General features: G+C 67.7%; 14 protein-coding genes. 9 read left to right on the plus strand and 5 right to left on the minus strand.

What is annotated here, in order from left to right; genetic code table 11:
- Positions 1 to 52 precede the first annotated feature (52 nt).
- A complete protein-coding gene (locus ABIA65_RS19945; protein ID WP_241400861.1) occupies positions 53 to 421 on the plus strand; it encodes a winged helix-turn-helix transcriptional regulator in 369 nt (122 codons plus the stop codon).
- On the opposite strand, the gene ABIA65_RS19950 is transcribed toward ABIA65_RS19945, so the two are convergent.
- The 3 genes from ABIA65_RS19950 to ABIA65_RS19960 are packed head-to-tail and all read right to left on the minus strand — an operon-like array spanning position 418 to position 6,157.
- Complete coding sequence (locus ABIA65_RS19950) at positions 418 to 1,329, minus strand: ROK family protein (RefSeq protein WP_354524672.1); 912 nt, start codon at positions 1,327 to 1,329, stop codon at positions 418 to 420. The two genes, ABIA65_RS19945 and ABIA65_RS19950, sit on opposite strands and share 4 nt — an antisense overlap.
- On the minus strand, positions 1,329 to 1,958 hold the full coding sequence (locus tag ABIA65_RS19955; protein ID WP_354524673.1) for a DUF7158 domain-containing protein: 630 nt from the start codon (positions 1,956 to 1,958) through the stop codon (positions 1,329 to 1,331). The genes ABIA65_RS19950 and ABIA65_RS19955 overlap by 1 nt, the downstream gene beginning before the upstream one ends.
- Positions 1,955 to 6,157 (minus strand): glycoside hydrolase family 38 N-terminal domain-containing protein, encoded by a 4,203-nt coding sequence (locus ABIA65_RS19960; RefSeq protein ID WP_354524674.1) that lies wholly within the window; start codon positions 6,155 to 6,157, stop codon positions 1,955 to 1,957. The genes ABIA65_RS19955 and ABIA65_RS19960 overlap by 4 nt, the downstream gene beginning before the upstream one ends.
- Positions 6,158 to 6,331: 174 nt before the next feature.
- On the opposite strand from ABIA65_RS19960, the gene ABIA65_RS19965 reads away from it, so the two are divergent.
- Entirely contained in the window at positions 6,332 to 6,478 is a 147-nt protein-coding gene (locus ABIA65_RS19965) for a hypothetical protein (RefSeq protein WP_354524675.1), read from the plus strand.
- A 5-nt stretch (positions 6,479 to 6,483) separates the two neighbouring features.
- Here the strand turns inward: ABIA65_RS19965 and ABIA65_RS19970 are convergent, their stop codons facing one another.
- Positions 6,484 to 7,443: a helix-turn-helix transcriptional regulator gene (locus ABIA65_RS19970; protein ID WP_354524676.1), complete on the minus strand. Its 960-nt coding sequence runs from the start codon at positions 7,441 to 7,443 to the stop codon at positions 6,484 to 6,486.
- Between the two features lie 61 nt (positions 7,444 to 7,504).
- On the opposite strand from ABIA65_RS19970, the gene ABIA65_RS19975 reads away from it, so the two are divergent.
- Positions 7,505 to 8,038 (plus strand): DinB family protein, encoded by a 534-nt coding sequence (locus tag ABIA65_RS19975; RefSeq protein ID WP_241400867.1) that lies wholly within the window; start codon positions 7,505 to 7,507, stop codon positions 8,036 to 8,038.
- 2 nt (positions 8,039 to 8,040) lie between these two features.
- Complete coding sequence (locus ABIA65_RS19980; RefSeq protein ID WP_241400868.1) at positions 8,041 to 8,640, plus strand: DinB family protein; 600 nt, start codon at positions 8,041 to 8,043, stop codon at positions 8,638 to 8,640.
- Positions 8,641 to 8,712: 72 nt separating this feature from the next.
- Here the strand turns inward: ABIA65_RS19980 and ABIA65_RS19985 are convergent, their stop codons facing one another.
- Complete coding sequence (locus ABIA65_RS19985) at positions 8,713 to 9,564, minus strand: type IV toxin-antitoxin system AbiEi family antitoxin (protein ID WP_354524677.1); 852 nt, start codon at positions 9,562 to 9,564, stop codon at positions 8,713 to 8,715.
- 155 nt (positions 9,565 to 9,719) lie between these two features.
- Here ABIA65_RS19985 and ABIA65_RS19990 point away from each other — a divergent pair, with 155 nt between their 5' ends.
- The 5 genes from ABIA65_RS19990 to ABIA65_RS20010 all read left to right on the plus strand — a co-directional run bounded on the left by ABIA65_RS19990 (position 9,720) and on the right by ABIA65_RS20010 (position 15,119).
- Positions 9,720 to 10,709 (plus strand): oxygenase MpaB family protein, encoded by a 990-nt coding sequence (locus ABIA65_RS19990; protein ID WP_354524678.1) that lies wholly within the window; start codon positions 9,720 to 9,722, stop codon positions 10,707 to 10,709.
- A gap of 93 nt (positions 10,710 to 10,802) precedes the next feature.
- Positions 10,803 to 12,152 (plus strand): ABC1 kinase family protein, encoded by a 1,350-nt coding sequence (locus tag ABIA65_RS19995; protein WP_354524679.1) that lies wholly within the window; start codon positions 10,803 to 10,805, stop codon positions 12,150 to 12,152.
- Positions 12,153 to 12,155: 3 nt separating this feature from the next.
- Positions 12,156 to 13,058 carry an alpha/beta fold hydrolase gene (locus tag ABIA65_RS20000; protein WP_241400872.1) on the plus strand — a complete coding sequence of 301 codons (903 nt, stop codon included), beginning with the start codon at positions 12,156 to 12,158 and terminating at the stop codon, positions 13,056 to 13,058.
- 129 nt (positions 13,059 to 13,187) lie between these two features.
- Positions 13,188 to 14,081: a cyclopropane mycolic acid synthase family methyltransferase gene (locus ABIA65_RS20005; protein WP_354524680.1), complete on the plus strand. Its 894-nt coding sequence runs from the start codon at positions 13,188 to 13,190 to the stop codon at positions 14,079 to 14,081.
- 141 nt (positions 14,082 to 14,222) lie between these two features.
- Positions 14,223 to 15,119: a cyclopropane mycolic acid synthase family methyltransferase gene (locus tag ABIA65_RS20010; RefSeq protein WP_241400874.1), complete on the plus strand. Its 897-nt coding sequence runs from the start codon at positions 14,223 to 14,225 to the stop codon at positions 15,117 to 15,119.
- Positions 15,120 to 15,295: the final 176 nt, after the last annotated feature.

Genomic DNA, 15,295 nt, shown 5'->3' on the forward strand with positions numbered 1-15,295 from the left:
ATGCTGACAGAAAACAAGGTACTGACAAATTTGGCAGCACTCGGAGGTGGCGATGGCAGTGTCAAAGAAGGGTGTGAGCGACTGCCCGATCGACTCGGCGCTGTCGGTGATCGATGGCCGATGGAAGGGCACCATCATGTGGCGGCTGCTCGACGGCCCGATGCGCACTGCCGAACTCCGTCGCAGCATCCCCGACATCACCGAGCGCATGCTGATCCGCCACCTACGCGAGATGGTCGACGACGGGATCCTCGACCGTCACGATGCGCGGACCGTACCGCCGTGCGTGCACTACTCGATCTCGGAGTACGGCATGACGCTCGGGCCGGTGCTGGCGAGTCTGTGCGACTGGGGCCGCACCCATATGGAGCGCAGGGCTGCGGCTACTTCGGCGCGGAAACGCTCGCCCAGCGATCGTTAGCGCGCCGAAGTCGCCAGGGCGGCGGCTCCGACCAGGCCGGCGTCGCCGCCGAGTTCAGCGGGCAGGACGCGGATGTCGCGGATGAAGTCCAGGCCGGCGAACGAGGCCAGGGCCTCACGCAGGGGGTCGAAGAGCAGCGCACCCGACTTGGCCACGCCGCCGCCGATGACCACCAGGTCCAGATCGCACACCGCCGCCACCGAGGCGATGGTCGCGGCCACGGCGGTCGCCCCGCGACGGAACGCGCGCAACGCCACCGGATCACCCCGCCCGGCGGCTTCGGCGAGTTCCCTCGCGTCGGCCTCCGGTCCCGCGTCCCAGCCGTTATCGCGCGCCCACGCCGCCAGGTGCGGCCCTGACGCGACGGTCTCGACACATCCATGGCCTCCGCACGTACACGCCGCACCATCGAGGTCGACGACGACATGCCCGACGTGTCCGGCGTTGCCGGTGCGTCCGTCATACGGTGCGCCATCGAGCACCAGACCACCGCCGACACCGGTCGACACCACCATGCCCAGCAGGAACTCCGCGCCCCGGCCTGCGCCACGCCAACGCTCGCCAAGGGCCATGCACAGTCCGTCGCCGCCGAGTCGGACCGGCGCATCGGTCAGCTTCGACACCCGGTCGACGATCGGAAATCGCCGCCACGCCGTGATGTTGATGGGGCTGACCGTGCCGCTCGGCAGATCGATCGGGCCTGCCGACGCAATGCCGACGGCCACCACCGGACCGCCGGCCTCGCGCAGCTCCTCGGCGATGAGTTCTGCGGCGACGGCCCACACCGCCTCTGCGTCGGCAGCGGGGGTCGGCTGTTGTGCGCGGTGCACCAGCGTGCCGTCGGCATCGACCAGGCCCACGGCGATCTTGGTGCCGCCGACGTCGAGCGCGAGGGTGTATCCGGTCATCAGTGCCTATGGGTGTTGTCGGGTTGGCTGGGGTCGCCAGGATGCTCGTACCCGGGCGCCAGTTCCACCAGCGCGGCACGCCGGGCGTCCAGCCAGATCCGGAACATGCGGCGGCGCGCCCAGGCCAGCAGGTGTGCCGCGACGGCGGGCCGGGCATCCTCGAGCGACAACGTCGCGGCAGGCCGGTGCCAGCCTCCCGCGGTCGGCTCTGGCGCGGCGAACCGCAGGGGGTTTCGTGCGTGGTACGCCGAGACGTCACGGTCCTCGACGACGATGTCGGCGGTGACGCTGACGAACACCGCGCGGGCCAATGGGTCCTGCAGCGCCGACGCGGCGATGCTGCCTATCTCCAGTCGCGCGGTGGTGTCCGGCAGCAGGTCGTCCTCCGTGGGAGCGCTGTCGGGGTCGACGCCGACAGCGGCTGCCTCAATCGCGATGACGCGTTCGGTGACGAGCAGCTGGACCAGCCAACGGCGAAGCTGACGGCCCTCGCTGGTGCCCGGCCTGGGCAGCGCGGCGGCCAGAGGCGAGCGGCGTAACCGGTCCTCGCGGTCATCGATCTCGGCCACGGACACAGGACAACCGCTGACGCTCGCGACCACCTCAGCACCGCTTGTATGAGCCCTCACCGGACCGTCACCTTCACTGCGGGCGAGTAGAGAAGGTGCCCCGCGGAGGCCACCCGGATCAGCGCCCACCACTGGCCGGGCTCAATCCAGGCCGGCGGCGCCGCCTCGAAGATGAGCTCGGCGGTGCCACTCGGCGGCAGTTCCGCGGCAACGACGGCGGGCCCCAGCCAGTCCCATGTACCCCACGGGCTGATCAGGTGTGCCTCGAGAGACAGTGCGGCCCGCGCATCGGTGCCGACCGTGATCCCGATGGTCGCGGTCTCCCCCGCCGCCATCTCGACCGCCGCCGGTTCGGTGACCAGCCGCAGCATCTCGTCTCCTGTGTCACCGACGACGACGGTGCACACGTCCTCGACCACCTGCCGCCATGAGGTGGGCATGCGGCCGTTGCCGGTGACGGCGAGCTCGGCGCGCACGGGATAGCGGCCCGGCTCCGTTCCCGGCGGCATGGTCAGCGTCAGCGCGGTCTCCAGGTAGTCGCCGGGCGGCAGCAGAAACGGCAACTCGTCGGGATCACTCGTCCATCCCGGCGGGCAGACGAGCCGCACCGTGCCGTGCAGGGATGCGTCGGTGCAGTCGCTGGCGGCGGTGAGCCGCAGCTCGATCGACTCCCCCGGCGCCGCCGTCACCAGATGCGGGTGCAGGTGGGCGACGGCGGGCAGCCCACCCAGTGGCGCGGGTCCACGGTTGTGCAGCCAGTACCGCGCGTAGAGCGGTTGTGCCACTTCGGCTTCCGGCGCGATGGCATCGGGGCTGCCGGTGATCACGCGGGACAGGTTGAGCTGCGCGTGCAGCGTGGCGATCTCGTATCCGTGCAGCGCGGGCCGCGGATCGGCGTCGGCCAGCGGCTGCTCCAGCAGATCGAGACGATGCGATGTCGTCACGGACCGCAGCCCGGAGCGCAGCGCCACCTCGGTGGCGCGCCCGTGGGTCTCCACCAGGCGCAGCGTGATGCCGTCGGCGGGCTCGGCCGCGGCGGTGCTGCCGTGGGCGATCGGGTTACCCGTTGACTTCAGCGCGCCGAGGGCCACCTGACCCGCGGGTTCGATCTCGAGCAGCGAACCCGACGTGGGCAGGCCGCCGGAGTTCACGACGTGGCGGGAGGCCACACCCAGAAGGGGTTGGGAGTACTCGGCGCTGCGGGCGGGCAGGCCGGCGTCGCGCCAGTCCCCCGCGGCGGCCACCACCGCGTGGTCGAATGCGTGGGTCCAGTGCTGCAGTTGGAAGTTCGATCCGTCCGGTGCGGTGCGTCGCGGCGGGTCGATCCAGGTGCCCGACGGCCAGCCCGTGCAGGACCGCATGAGCGAGGTGTGCAGGGTGCCGTCGGAGTCGACGGCGAAGCCCGGTACGCCGCGGTTGAGGACGGCGACGGTGCGCGCGTCGAAGGCGCCAACGCCATGCGGTGCCGTCTGCTCGACGGTGATCTCGGCGTCGGCCAGGTCGTCGACGACCGGCAGGAGAACGTCGGAGAGATCGCCGGCCGAGGCGAGCACCAAAACAGGCAAATCGTCCGCGTCACGAAGGTCGGCTCCGGGCACCCAGCGCTCGGCGAGATCGGCGGCGGCCGGAACCCACACGCGCGCTACGCCGTCGGTGTCGAGTTGGCGGCGCAGCTCTTGCGTGTAGGCCGGACCGGCACCGGCGAGGACCGCGGCGGTGAATGCGTTGACGTCGGGACCACCGACCGCGATGCGGGCATCGGGCAGGTTCGAGTCGACCGACAGATCGCCGTAGCGCGGCTTGTCCGCGCTACTGCAGGTGGCGGTGACGCCGGCACGGACCAGAGCGACGACGAGGTCTCGGATCGGTGCGGCGGCCTCCTGCCCGTCGGGGGCCACCACCTCGGCGACGGCCACCGCGCGAACGTCGTCACCGACGCGGATCCGTACGGCTGAGGACAACCCGAACCAGCCGTAGGCGGGGTTGTCCAACGTGTACGGGTGGGTCGCGCTGTCGACGGCGTGATCGTGATCGTGCATCAGGCCGAATCCGCGCCCGATCACGGCGTCTCCGACCTCGCTGACCGGCATCGCCCCTGGCACCGGGCACGGCCACCGCAGCCGCAGTAGCCGGTCCTCACCGGTGAACTCGTCGATGGTGGTTCGGCAGTCCACCCGGTCCACCCCGCGCAGGAGCGTCAATGTCTGTGTGTAGCGCAGCAATCCGTCGATGGCGCCATGCACGATCAACCGCTCCCCCAGCGCGCATCGCTGGGCCTGCACCTGCGCGGGATAGGACGACGAGGACACCACCGGCCCCTTGGGAAGCAGGTGCCACGGGCCCTCACCCGCCTCCGGATGCGCCGGATACTCGTCGTAGACGGCCAACTCGTTGCCGACGCGTCCGTCGGCGATCAGCTCGCGGCCCGTCGCGGTCAGCGATGACACCCCGCCGCCACGGGCGGCGTCCACGCGCAGCCGGTAGTACTCGTTGTCGATCTCGTCACCGTCGACCGGCTCCCAGGTCGACGACGATCCGTCACGCAGCCGGTAGGCGCGCCACCCCAGGGACGGCACGTCGGCGGCGATCCAACTGACCGAGCGGCCACCGTGTTCGACCAGTGTCGGAACCTGCGCACCGTCTGAGTCATACACCGCACCGGTCAGCGGTTCGTCGAGTCGCACGGTAACGAGGTCGGTCCTGCTGTGGGCCAACGGATTCCACACCACGATGTCACCGTCGACGGCGCTGGACAGCAGCTTGAGCGCGTTGTCCCGGGCGGTGCGGCCCAGTTCCCAGGCATCGCGCCAGCCCGTCAGCAAGTCGAGGTAGACCTGGTCTGACTCCGAGCCTGTGATGGCGTCGTGGTGGGCGCCGTATGCCAGTTGCACCCACGCCTTGGCGAGCGCGGAGTGCGGATACTTCGTCCCGGCGAGCAGTCCGGCGAACACCGCGAAGCGCTCGGCCTCGAGCACTGCGTGCTCGGCGGCGCGATTGGCCTGCTTGGTGTCGATGTATGACACGTCCTTGCCGGTGTAGATCGGGTTCATGTCACGGGTCTGCGGAGCCGGTGCCGAACCTCGTTGCGCCAGTTCGGAACGCACGGCGGCGAAGAACTCGCGGGGTAGGGCGCACACGAACCTGGGCCACGTGTAACGCGCATTCCAGTCGCGATGAATCTCGGTGACCCACTTGTTCGGTGGCGTGTAGTCGGTGCCGACGGGCAGCAGCACGTTCCGGGTAAGCGCCACCTTCTTCAAACCCGCGAACAGGTCGTAGGTGGCGGTCTGGGCCTCGGCCAGCGAGGCCGCCGAGTCCATCCACCATCCGCCGGCGTAGTGCGCGGGCATGTAGTGCGTCAGCAGGCCGCGGCCCGACGGCGCGGTCCACTCGAACTCGCTGGCGAACTGCATGCGCTCGGGGTCACCGTCACCGGCCATCGGCCCCCACTGGTGGTGCGGGCCGCGCGCCCACGAGCTGGACGTCAGACCGGCGTCGGCGGCCATCCCGGGAAACTGCGGATCGTGGCCGAACACGTCGAGCTGCCACGCGGTGGCTGGATCGGCTCCCATCACGTCACGCTGGAATCCGATGCCAGCCACGATGTTCCGGATCGCGGTCTCGGGGCTGGTGAGGTTGGTGTTGGGCTCGTTGTACGTACCGCCCATCACCTCCACGCGGCCCTGGGCGATCAGCCGCTTCAGTTCGGCGCGGTCCTCGGGACGGGCATCCCAGTACGGCTTGAGGTAGTCCACCTCGGCGAGCACGAACTTGTACTCCGGTTCGCGACGGGCCATTTCGAGGTGGGCGGCCACCAGGTCGAAACCGTTGGTCTGCCTGCACCGGCCGGGTGGGTCCTCGGTCCACAGACTGGTGTAGGCCGCCTGCGTGTTCCACCACACCGGGTCGTAGTGGAAGTGGCTGATCATGTGCATCGTCCAGCCCGGCTCGGCGTCGACGAACGTGAACGGTGTCACGGTGCCTGCCGCCAGCACCCGGGCCTCCCGTCGGCGCCCGGGCACGGGGGCGGTCACCGCGACGGGAATCTCGACGACGCCGGGGGCGGCCAATCCAGTACCGACGCCGGGGGCGGCCAGAATGGCTGCGTCGCAGGTCAGACCGTCGCCCTCAACCCGAATCGACACCGGCTGCGCCACTGCGGACAGCTGCACACGGACCACTTGACGCAGCGCATCCTCGGCTCCGACGAAGAGATCGGTTGACTCCGCTGAGACCTGCGGGACCTCCTCGACGGCCATCACCGCACTGTACGTTCGCCATCACGGTCCGCCGCGAGTTTTCGGGAACCGAATGGGTCGGGGACCCAAATCGCCGTGAACAGTGCTGTTGGGCAGCAATTCATTTCACCGACGCACGACGTGTCCCCGTCCCGGCGTGCCAGCTTCGTCGAAATCTGGGACAGTGGAGTCATTGTGAATGAACACGGCACCGCACCCGAACCGTCGCGACCGCGACGTGATCCGCTGTCGCTGGGCTTCGAGGCCCACCGCGGCCTGCTGCTGCTGCGTCTGCGCCTGCACAACGCCGCCACGGCCCGCCGACAGTCCCGCCAGGGCTGACGCCGTCAGCGCGGCGCGGCCGCCCGGCGCAGGCGTTCGGCCACCGATGCCACGGCCTCGACCACCTCAGGCGGTTCGAGCACCTCGAATTCCACGCCCGGCATCGCCAGCCACGGCACCATCCGTTCGGGGTCGTCGGCACCCGTGGTGACGATGCATGCGTCCGGACCGTCGGGCTCGACCTGGACTGACGCCGCGGGAAAGCGCGCGGCCAGGACCTCCTGCGCCGCCTGGTATCGGACCCGGGCCACATAGCGGTAGGGCGAGGAACTGATGGCGCGTCGCACGTAGCTGGCGGCATCGGGGGCGTCCCGCGGGGTGAAGGTGCTGCCGAGCGCCCGGACGTCGGACATCCGGTCCAGCCGCAGGCTGCGCCAGTCCTGTCGGTCGCGGTCGTAGGTCAGCAGGTACCAGCGTCGTCCCGTCGTGACGAGTTGGTAGGGCTCCAGTCGCCGCGCAGTGGCGTTACCCCGGATGTCGACGTAGCCGGCCGTGACGTGTTCGTGGTCGCGGCATGCCCGGGCCAGCGTCATCAGCACGTCGGGTTCCACCGGAGTGTCGGGATGGCCGAAGGTCAGGGTCACGGTGGCGTCGTGCACCGCGGAGACCTGCGAGCGCAGCCGGGCTGGCATGACCTGGTCGAGCTTGGACAGCGCCCGCAGCGCGGACTCGCCGACCCCGGCGACACTGCCGCCGGCCGCGACGCGCAGGCACACCGCCATGGCTACGGCCTCCTCGGGATCGAGCAGCAGCGGCGGCAGGGCGGCGCCCGCGCCAAGTTGGTAGCCGCCGCCGTGGCCCTTGCTCGCGTGCACCGGGTACCCCAGGTCGCGGAGCCGATCGACGTCGCGCCGCACGCTGCGGCCCGTCACGCCAAGACGCTCGGCCAGCTCCTCACCGCTCCACACCCGGCGGGACTGCAGCAGGCCCAGCAGTTGGAGCACCCGGCTGGTCGTCTCGGACATGTCCACAGTCTGCCGCAGTCTTAGGACAGAAACTGTCCTATATGCGTGCGAGGGTGAGTGCATGACCAAGAACCTGACCGACGAGCTGGCGGAGCAGCTGGACTTCCACTGGCAGGGAGCGCTGCGTCCGCGCCTGGAGGGGCTCACCGACGACGAGTACTTCTTCGCGCCGGTGCCCGACTGCTGGACGGTCCACCCCGACGGCGGGATCGACTTCGCCTACCCGCCGCCGCAGCCCGAACCGTTCACCACCATCGCGTGGCGGATGGCTCACATCATCATCGGCGTGTTCGCCGCGCGCACCCACTCGCACTTCGGCGGCCCGCCCGCGGACTACCAGACGTGGGACTACGCAACCGACGCCGACACAGCACTCCGACAGCTCGACGACGCCTACGCCGGCTGGATCACCGGGGTACGCGGCCTCGACGAGGCCGACCTGGCCAAGCCGTGTGGCCCCGCCGAGGGCCCATACGCCGACGAACCGATGATCACGCTGGTCCTGCACATCAACCGCGAGGCGATTCACCACGGCGCCGAGATCGCCTGCATCCGTGACCTTTACGCACACACCCACCCCCAGAAGGAGCACTGAGAATGGCCGCTATGCCCCCACCCATCGCCGACGAGCGCGAGGGCCTCAAGGAGTACGTCGCCGCGCAGCAGTACGCCTTCCACGCGATCGCGTTCGGTCTCACCGACGACCAGGCCCGGTCCGCCCCGTCGGTCAGCGCACTGTCGATCGGCGGCCTGATCAAGCACGTCACCACCTGCCAGAAGTCCTGGATGGATCGCGTGGCAGCCGCCCCGGATCTGACCGAGGCCGACAAGCGGCCGATGGAGGAGCAGGCAGGCGACTACCAGGACGACTTCGTCATGCGCGAGGACGAGACGCTGGCGGAGGTTCTGGCCCGGTTCGACGAGCAGAACGCTGAGACGCTGCGGCTCATCGAGACCGCGGATCTCAGTGCGGCGGTGCCGATTCCACAGCATGTGCCGTGGTTTCCCAAGGACGTGCCCGCGTGGTCGGTGCGCTGGGTGATCTTTCACATGATCGAGGAGCTGGCCCGGCACGCGGGGCAGGGTGACATCGTGCGCGAGACCATCGACGGCGCCACGCTCTACGAACTGCTGGCCGGCCTCGAGGACTGGGAGGCCACGCCGTGGCTCACACCGTGGGGCAAGACGCCGGTCTGACCCTCGAGACCGACGAAATGGCTGCTCTCGGGGTATCGAGGGCCGCCATTTCGTCGATCTCGCGCGGGGCCCCTACGCCGGGAGGCCCGACCAGCCGCGGGACAGCAGCGTGTCCCGGGCGTGCGCGACGATATCGGCGCCGCGGTCCTCCTTGATGACGTGAATGACGTGCCAGTTCAACCGCTGCAGTTCGCGATTGGCCCACACGTCCTTGGTGTACTGCGACCGCTCGGTCAGGTGCTGTTGACCGTCGTACTCGGCGCCGACCTTGAACTGCTCCCAGCACATGTCAATGCGACGGATGTATCTCCCCGATTCGGTACGGATGACGACTTGCGTGGTGGGCTTCGGCAGTCCGGCGTCGACGAACAGCAGATGCAGCCATGTCTCCTTCGGAGATTCAGCGCCGCCGTCGACGACTGGCAGCGCGGCCCTGAGTCGCGTCAGGCCGCGCACGCCCCTGTGCACCTTCGCGAGCAACTCGACGTCCCCGACCGCGAACGGCCGGGCGTTCAGCAATGCGTCGATACGCGCGACGGCGGACCCCCTCGCCAGATGCCGCGCGAGGTCGAATGCCGTGCGGGCCGGCGTCGTCACCCGGATGCCGTCCACCTCCACGACCTCGCCCGCCGCCAGGGTTTCGTCGCGGACGACGAGACCGCGCTGACGCCGGCAGGCCCCAACCAATTCGACGGGCACGTCGTCGTCCACCCATCGCGCACCGTGCAGCGCTGACGCAGCGACCCCGCTGATCACCGCGGATGGTGCAGCCAGGACCGCGCCGTCGATCCGTTCGCGCAGGGTCGGCTGGTGAAGCCTCGGGACGTAGATGCCGTGGAAGATCGGTCGAAACCGGTGACGGAGCTGGGCCCGGGTGAGATGGCCCGCCGCCACTGCGTCGCCCCCGACAAATGGAATCGGCATACATCTTGGACGCAGCGGGACGCTGGCCGGCTCCGCATCACGCCGAGACCGACGAAATGGCTGCTCTCGGGGTATCGAGGGCCGCCATTTCGTCGATCTCAGCGGAGAAGTTGATAAACTGACAACGTACGTAGCCAGTTTCTCGGGAGGCCGCCGTGTTGATGCCACACCAGTTGGTCGAGCAGTCCCTCCAGAGCCACTTCGACCGCAATGTCCGCCAGCACTACTTCCGCGGCATGGAGTTCGCCGGCCCGGCGGGCGACCCGGGCTGGTTCGGACCGGGCAGCGCTGTCTGGCACGTCCACTCCCACACCGAGGCTCTGATCTTCGGCCTGCAGTGCGCGGCCTACATCGAGCGTCTCGATCCGTCCATCTACTGGATGGGCATGCACCACTCCCGGCTGGTCAAGCGCGATGAGGACGGCACCGCGATCCCCGCCATCGATCCCGAGGGCGCCGCGGTGCGACTCGGGCACTCCATCGCGTTCTTCATCGGCACCGCCTACGGCAGCACCGAGACCGCCGAGCGCGTGTCGAAGACCGTGCGCGCCATGCACCACACCATCAAGGGGACCCGCCCCGACGGTGCGGCGTATGACGCCGACGATCCCGCGTGGCTGCGCTGGAACTACGCCACGGTGGTGTGGGGGCTGGCCACCGCCCATGAGATCTATCACCCAAACCCGTTGCGCGGCAAGAAACTCGACCAGTATTACGGCGAGTTCGTCCGGGTCGGGCACGCGCTGGGCGGCACCGATCTGCCCAGCACCAAGGCCGAGACGCTGGACTGTCTGCACTCCTACCTACCCAAGCTGGCGCTGACCCACGGCGCGGCCATGGCCACCGGGTCCAACCTGTCGATGCCCCAGAGCGCGGTGGACTGGGCGATACGGGACACCATGCCGAAGTGGGCCAAACAGCTGATCGGACACAACGACCCCAACCCCATCGAGCGCAGGGCCCGGCGCGCCGTGGTCTGGTCGATCATCAACGGCTTGCACATCGCCGCGGGAGACACCTTGGAGTTCAGACAGGCCCGGGCGCGGGTGGCCGGCGGCACCACCGTCTCGCACACCGAACCGGCATACGTTCCGGGCAGCGATCCCGAACTCAGCCGCGATGAGGTGGAGCATTCCTTCGCATGACTCCCGGTCTGAGCGATGCCCGCGACACACGAGCGCTATGACCCAATCCACACATCTGTTCGCCTCACCGCGACCTTTTGAGACACTGGGTCCATGAGCACCACCAAGCACCGCGAGGTAGCCCAACTGGATCGGGTGCCGTTGCCGGTCGAGGCCGCCCGCATCGGCGCGACCGGGTGGCAGATCACCCGGACCGGCGCGCGAGTCATCGGCAACCTGATGGGCCGCGGTTCCCTACAGCACAAGATCACCAGACAGATCCCCAAGACCTTCTCCGATCTCGGCCCCACCTACGTGAAGTTGGGTCAGATCATCGCGTCGAGTCCGGGTGCGTTCGGCGAGCCGCTGAGCCGGGAGTTCCGCAGCCTGCTCGACCGCGTGCCGCCCGCCGACACCGCCGAAGTGCACAAGCTGTTCAAGGAGGAACTCGGCGACGACCCGGCCAACCTCTTCAAGTCGTTCGACGAGCAGCCGTTCGCCTCGGCCTCGATCGCCCAGGTGCACTACGCGACGCTGCACTCCGGCGAGGAGGTGGTGGTCAAGATCCAGCGGCCCGGCATCCGCCGCCGGGTGGCCGCGGACCTGCAGATCCTCAAGCGCGGCGCGCAGCTCGTCGAGCTGGCCAAGCTGGGCAGGAGGCTGTCCGCGCAGGACGTGGTGGCCGACTTCGCCGACAATCTCGCCGAGGAACTCGACTTCCGGCTCGAGGCTCAGTCGATGGACGCGTGGGTCTCGCATATGCACGCCTCCCCGCTGGGCGAGAACATCCGTGTGGCACAGGTGTATTGGGACCTGACGAGCACACGCGTGCTCACCATGGAGCGCATCCAGGGCACCCGAATCGACGACGTCGCCAACATCCGCAAGAAGGGGTTCGACGGCACCGATCTGGTGAAGGCGTTGCTGTTCAGTGTGTTTGAGGGTGGACTTCGTCACGGCCTGTTCCACGGCGACCTGCACGCGGGCAACCTCTATGTCGACGACGACGGCAAGATCGTCTTCTTCGACTTCGGCATCATGGGCCGCGTCGACCCGCGCACCCGCTGGTTGTTGCGTGAGCTGGTGTACGCGCTTCTGGTCAAGAAGGACCACGCGGCGGCGGGCAAGATCGTCGTCCTGATGGGCGCCGTGGGCACGGTCAGGCCAGAGGGTGAGGCCGCCAAGGACCTTGCCGCGTTCGCCACCCCATTGACCACGAAATCGCTTGGCGATCTGAGCTATGCCGAGATCGGCAAGCAGCTCTCAGCGCTGGCCGACGCATACGACGTAAAGCTGCCGCGCGAGCTGGTGCTCATCGGCAAGCAGTTCCTCTACGTCGAGCGGTACATGAAGCTGCTCGCCCCCAAGTGGCAGATGATGAGCGACCCGCAGCTCACCGGGTACTTCGCCAACTTCATGGTGGAGGTCTCCCGTGAACACAAGTCCGACGAGCCAGAGGGCTGAGTGGTGGACATCCGCACGGGCACCGCACGGTCGGGTGATCTGGAGATTCACTACGAGGACATGGGTGACGAGAACGACCCCGCCGTCCTGCTGATCATGGGCCTGGGCGCGCAGTTGTTGCTGTGGCGCACGGGTTTCTGCGAGCGCCTCACCAACCAGGGACTGCGCGTCATCCGCTTCGACAACCGCGACGTCGGCCTGTCGAGCAAGGTCGAGGGCACTCACACCGGCGCGAAACTGCTACCGCGCATGGTGCGCTCCTACCTGGGGCGTCGCAGCGACGCGGTGTACACGCTGGAGCACATGGCCGACGACGCCGCCGCCGTGCTCGATCACCTGCGCATCGAGAAGGCGCACATCGTCGGCGGGTCGATGGGAGGGATGATCGCCCAGGTCTTCGCCGCCCGATACCAGCACCGCACCAAGACGCTGGCGGTGATCTTCTCGAGTAACAACCAACCGCTTCTCCCCCCGCCCGGTCCCCGGCAGCTGCGTGCCATCACGACCCGGCCAGCGGACACCTCGCGTGAGGCAGTGCTGGCCAACGCTCTCACGGTCGGCAGGATCATCGGGAGCCCTGGCTACCCCGTGCCCGAGGACCAGATGATGGCCGATGCCATCGAGAGCTACGAGCGGTCCTATTACCCCGCGGGGGTGGCGCGCCACTTCAGCGCCATCCTCGGTAGCGGCAGCCTGGTGGGCTATGACAGGCAGATCACAGCGCCCACGGTCGTCATCCATGGCCGCGCAGACAAGCTGATGCGCCCGTCGGGTGGCCGCGCGATCGCCAAGGCGATTCGTCGCTCGCGACTGGTGCTTTTCGACGGGATGGGACACGACCTGCCCGAGCCGTTGTGGGATGACATCGTGGGCGAACTGAAGACGACATTTTCCGAAGTGCCCTGACCTGCGGAGAACCAACCCTTGGGGTGACGGCACGGATGCGCGTACAGTTCGACACGAGCACCCGGAGGGGCCTGCCGACGTCACCGTCGATGCGCGCAGACCTCTGTAACCTCCGAGAGGTAGTTTGCTATGGCTCAAGCCAAGGGCAGAAAGCGCCTGACCCCACACTTCGATAACGTGCAGGCGCATTACGACCTGTCTGACGACTTCTTCCGGCTGTTCCTCGACCCCAGCCAGACCTACAGTTGCGCCTACTTCGAACGCGATGACATGACGCTGGAGGAGGCGCAGCTCGCCAAGGTCGATCTGGCGCTGGGCAAACTGGGACTGGAGCCCGGTATGACACTGCTCGACATCGGCTGCGGTTGGGGGTCGACCCTGCTGCGGGCAATCGAGCGCTACGACGTCAACGTCGTCGGGCTGACACTGTCCAAGAACCAGAAGACGCACGTCGAGCGGGCGTTCGCCGCCTCGGACAGCCCGCGGTCCAAGCGGATCCTGCTGGAGGGCTGGGAGCAGTTCGACGAACCGGTCGACCGCATCGTCTCCATCGGCGCATTCGAGCACTTCGGCAGGGACCGGTGGGATGACTTCTTCACGATGGCCTACAAGGCCCTCCCCGACGACGGCGTGATGCTGTTGCACACCATCACGGCGCTGACGCTGCCGCAGATGACCGAGCGTGGGCTGCCGCTGACATTCTCAATCGCCCGGTTCGTGAAGTTCATTCTCACCGAGATCTTCCCTGGCGGATACCTGCCGACCACCGAACTGGCAGCTGAACACGCGACGAAGGCCGGCTTCGACCTCACACGCACGCAATCGCTGCAGCCGCACTACGCCAGGACGCTGGATCACTGGGCGGCTGCGCTGGAAGCGCACCGCGACGAGGCGATCGCCGTGCAGTCCGAGGAGGTGTACGACCGGTACATGCACTACCTCACCGGCTGCGCCAAGGGCTTCAAAGATGGCTACATCGACGTCTGCCAGTTCACCCTGGCCAAGCGACGTCCCGCGGATTAGAGCCCACTTCTTACAAAACGCTAGGGTGTAGGGCTAGTTACGCATTTTGTGGAGTTCAGCCACGTAGGGTGCGTCACACCAGTATCTATGCGTGACGGTCGCGCATGCGGCCATCACGAAGGAAAGGCCACAGCAGCGAATATGTCTGATAACTCCCCAGGCACCAAGGATATGACTCCTCATTTCGAGGACATCCAAGCTCACTACGACCTTTCGGATGACTTCTTCGGCGTCTTCCAGGACCCGACCCGCAAGTACAGCTGCGCATACTTCACCGGGCCTGATGTGACGCTGTCGGAAGCACAGATCGCCAACGTCGACCAGCATCTGGATCGGCTGGACCTCAAGCCCGGGATGACGCTGCTCGAGGTCGGTTGTGGTTGGGGTGTCACCCTGCGGCGCGCGATGGAGAAGTATGACGTCAACGTCATCGGACTGACGTTGAGCAAGAACCAGCAGGCGTACTGCTCGCAGCTGCTGAGCAAGGTCGACAGCAATCGCACCTTCGACGTGCGGCTCGAGGGGTGGGAGCAGTTCAACAGCCCGGTCGACCGGATCGTCTCGATCGAGGCATTCGAGCACTTCGGCTTCGAGCGCTACGACGACTTCTTCAAGACGTGTTACGACATCCTTCCTGACGACGGCCGGATGACGATCCAGAGCAGCGTCGGCTACCACCCATACGAACTGGCCGAGCGCGGCAAGAAGCTGACGTTCGAGCTGGCCCGGTTCGTCAAGTTCCTGATCACCGAGATCTTCCCCGGCGGCCGTATCCCGAGTACCTCGATGATGGTCGAGCACGGCGAGAAGGCGGGCTTTGTCGTGCCCGACCCGATCTCGCTGCGCAACCACTACATCAAGACCCTGGGCATCTGGGCCAATCGGCTTGAGAACGCGAAGGACGAGGCGATCGCGGCCACCGATGAGGAGAACTACCACCGGTACATGAAGTACCTCACCGGGTGCCAGTACTACTTCATCGACGAGACCATCGACGTCAGCCTGGTCACCTACCTGAAGCCTGGCGCCGCCGCCTAACGGTTCACGCGAAACGCCCCGGCACTCGATGAGTGCTGGGGCGTTTCGCTGTCAGTCGCGCCTCGGTCGCGCACTTGCCATCGCAGCGCGACTGCCCACGCCGCTCACCATCAATCCCGCTGCGGGACAGCGGCGTTGCAGGACTGATGGTTGTGAGACCGCGTGAGCCCCAGCCA

The sequence above is a fragment of the Mycolicibacterium sp. 624 genome (genome assembly GCF_040548615.1).
Lineage (GTDB): Bacteria > Actinomycetota > Actinomycetes > Mycobacteriales > Mycobacteriaceae > Mycobacterium.

Excerpts from the sequence above, each read along its gene's own strand:
- ABIA65_RS19945 (WP_241400861.1), top strand. The coding sequence starts at position 53 with ATGGCAGTGTCAAAGAAGGGTGTGAGCGACTGCCCGATCGACTCGGCG.
- ABIA65_RS19950 (WP_354524672.1), bottom strand. The coding sequence starts at position 1,329 with ATGACCGGATACACCCTCGCGCTCGACGTCGGCGGCACCAAGATCGCC.
- ABIA65_RS19960 (WP_354524674.1), bottom strand. The coding sequence starts at position 6,157 with ATGGCCGTCGAGGAGGTCCCGCAGGTCTCAGCGGAGTCAACCGATCTC.
- ABIA65_RS19970 (WP_354524676.1), bottom strand. The coding sequence starts at position 7,443 with ATGTCCGAGACGACCAGCCGGGTGCTCCAACTGCTGGGCCTGCTGCAG.
- ABIA65_RS19975 (WP_241400867.1), top strand. The coding sequence starts at position 7,505 with ATGACCAAGAACCTGACCGACGAGCTGGCGGAGCAGCTGGACTTCCAC.
- ABIA65_RS19980 (WP_241400868.1), top strand. The coding sequence starts at position 8,041 with ATGGCCGCTATGCCCCCACCCATCGCCGACGAGCGCGAGGGCCTCAAG.
- ABIA65_RS19985 (WP_354524677.1), bottom strand. The coding sequence starts at position 9,564 with ATGCCGATTCCATTTGTCGGGGGCGACGCAGTGGCGGCGGGCCATCTC.
- ABIA65_RS19995 (WP_354524679.1), top strand. The coding sequence starts at position 10,803 with ATGAGCACCACCAAGCACCGCGAGGTAGCCCAACTGGATCGGGTGCCG.
- ABIA65_RS20005 (WP_354524680.1), top strand. The coding sequence starts at position 13,188 with ATGGCTCAAGCCAAGGGCAGAAAGCGCCTGACCCCACACTTCGATAAC.
- ABIA65_RS20010 (WP_241400874.1), top strand. The coding sequence starts at position 14,223 with ATGTCTGATAACTCCCCAGGCACCAAGGATATGACTCCTCATTTCGAG.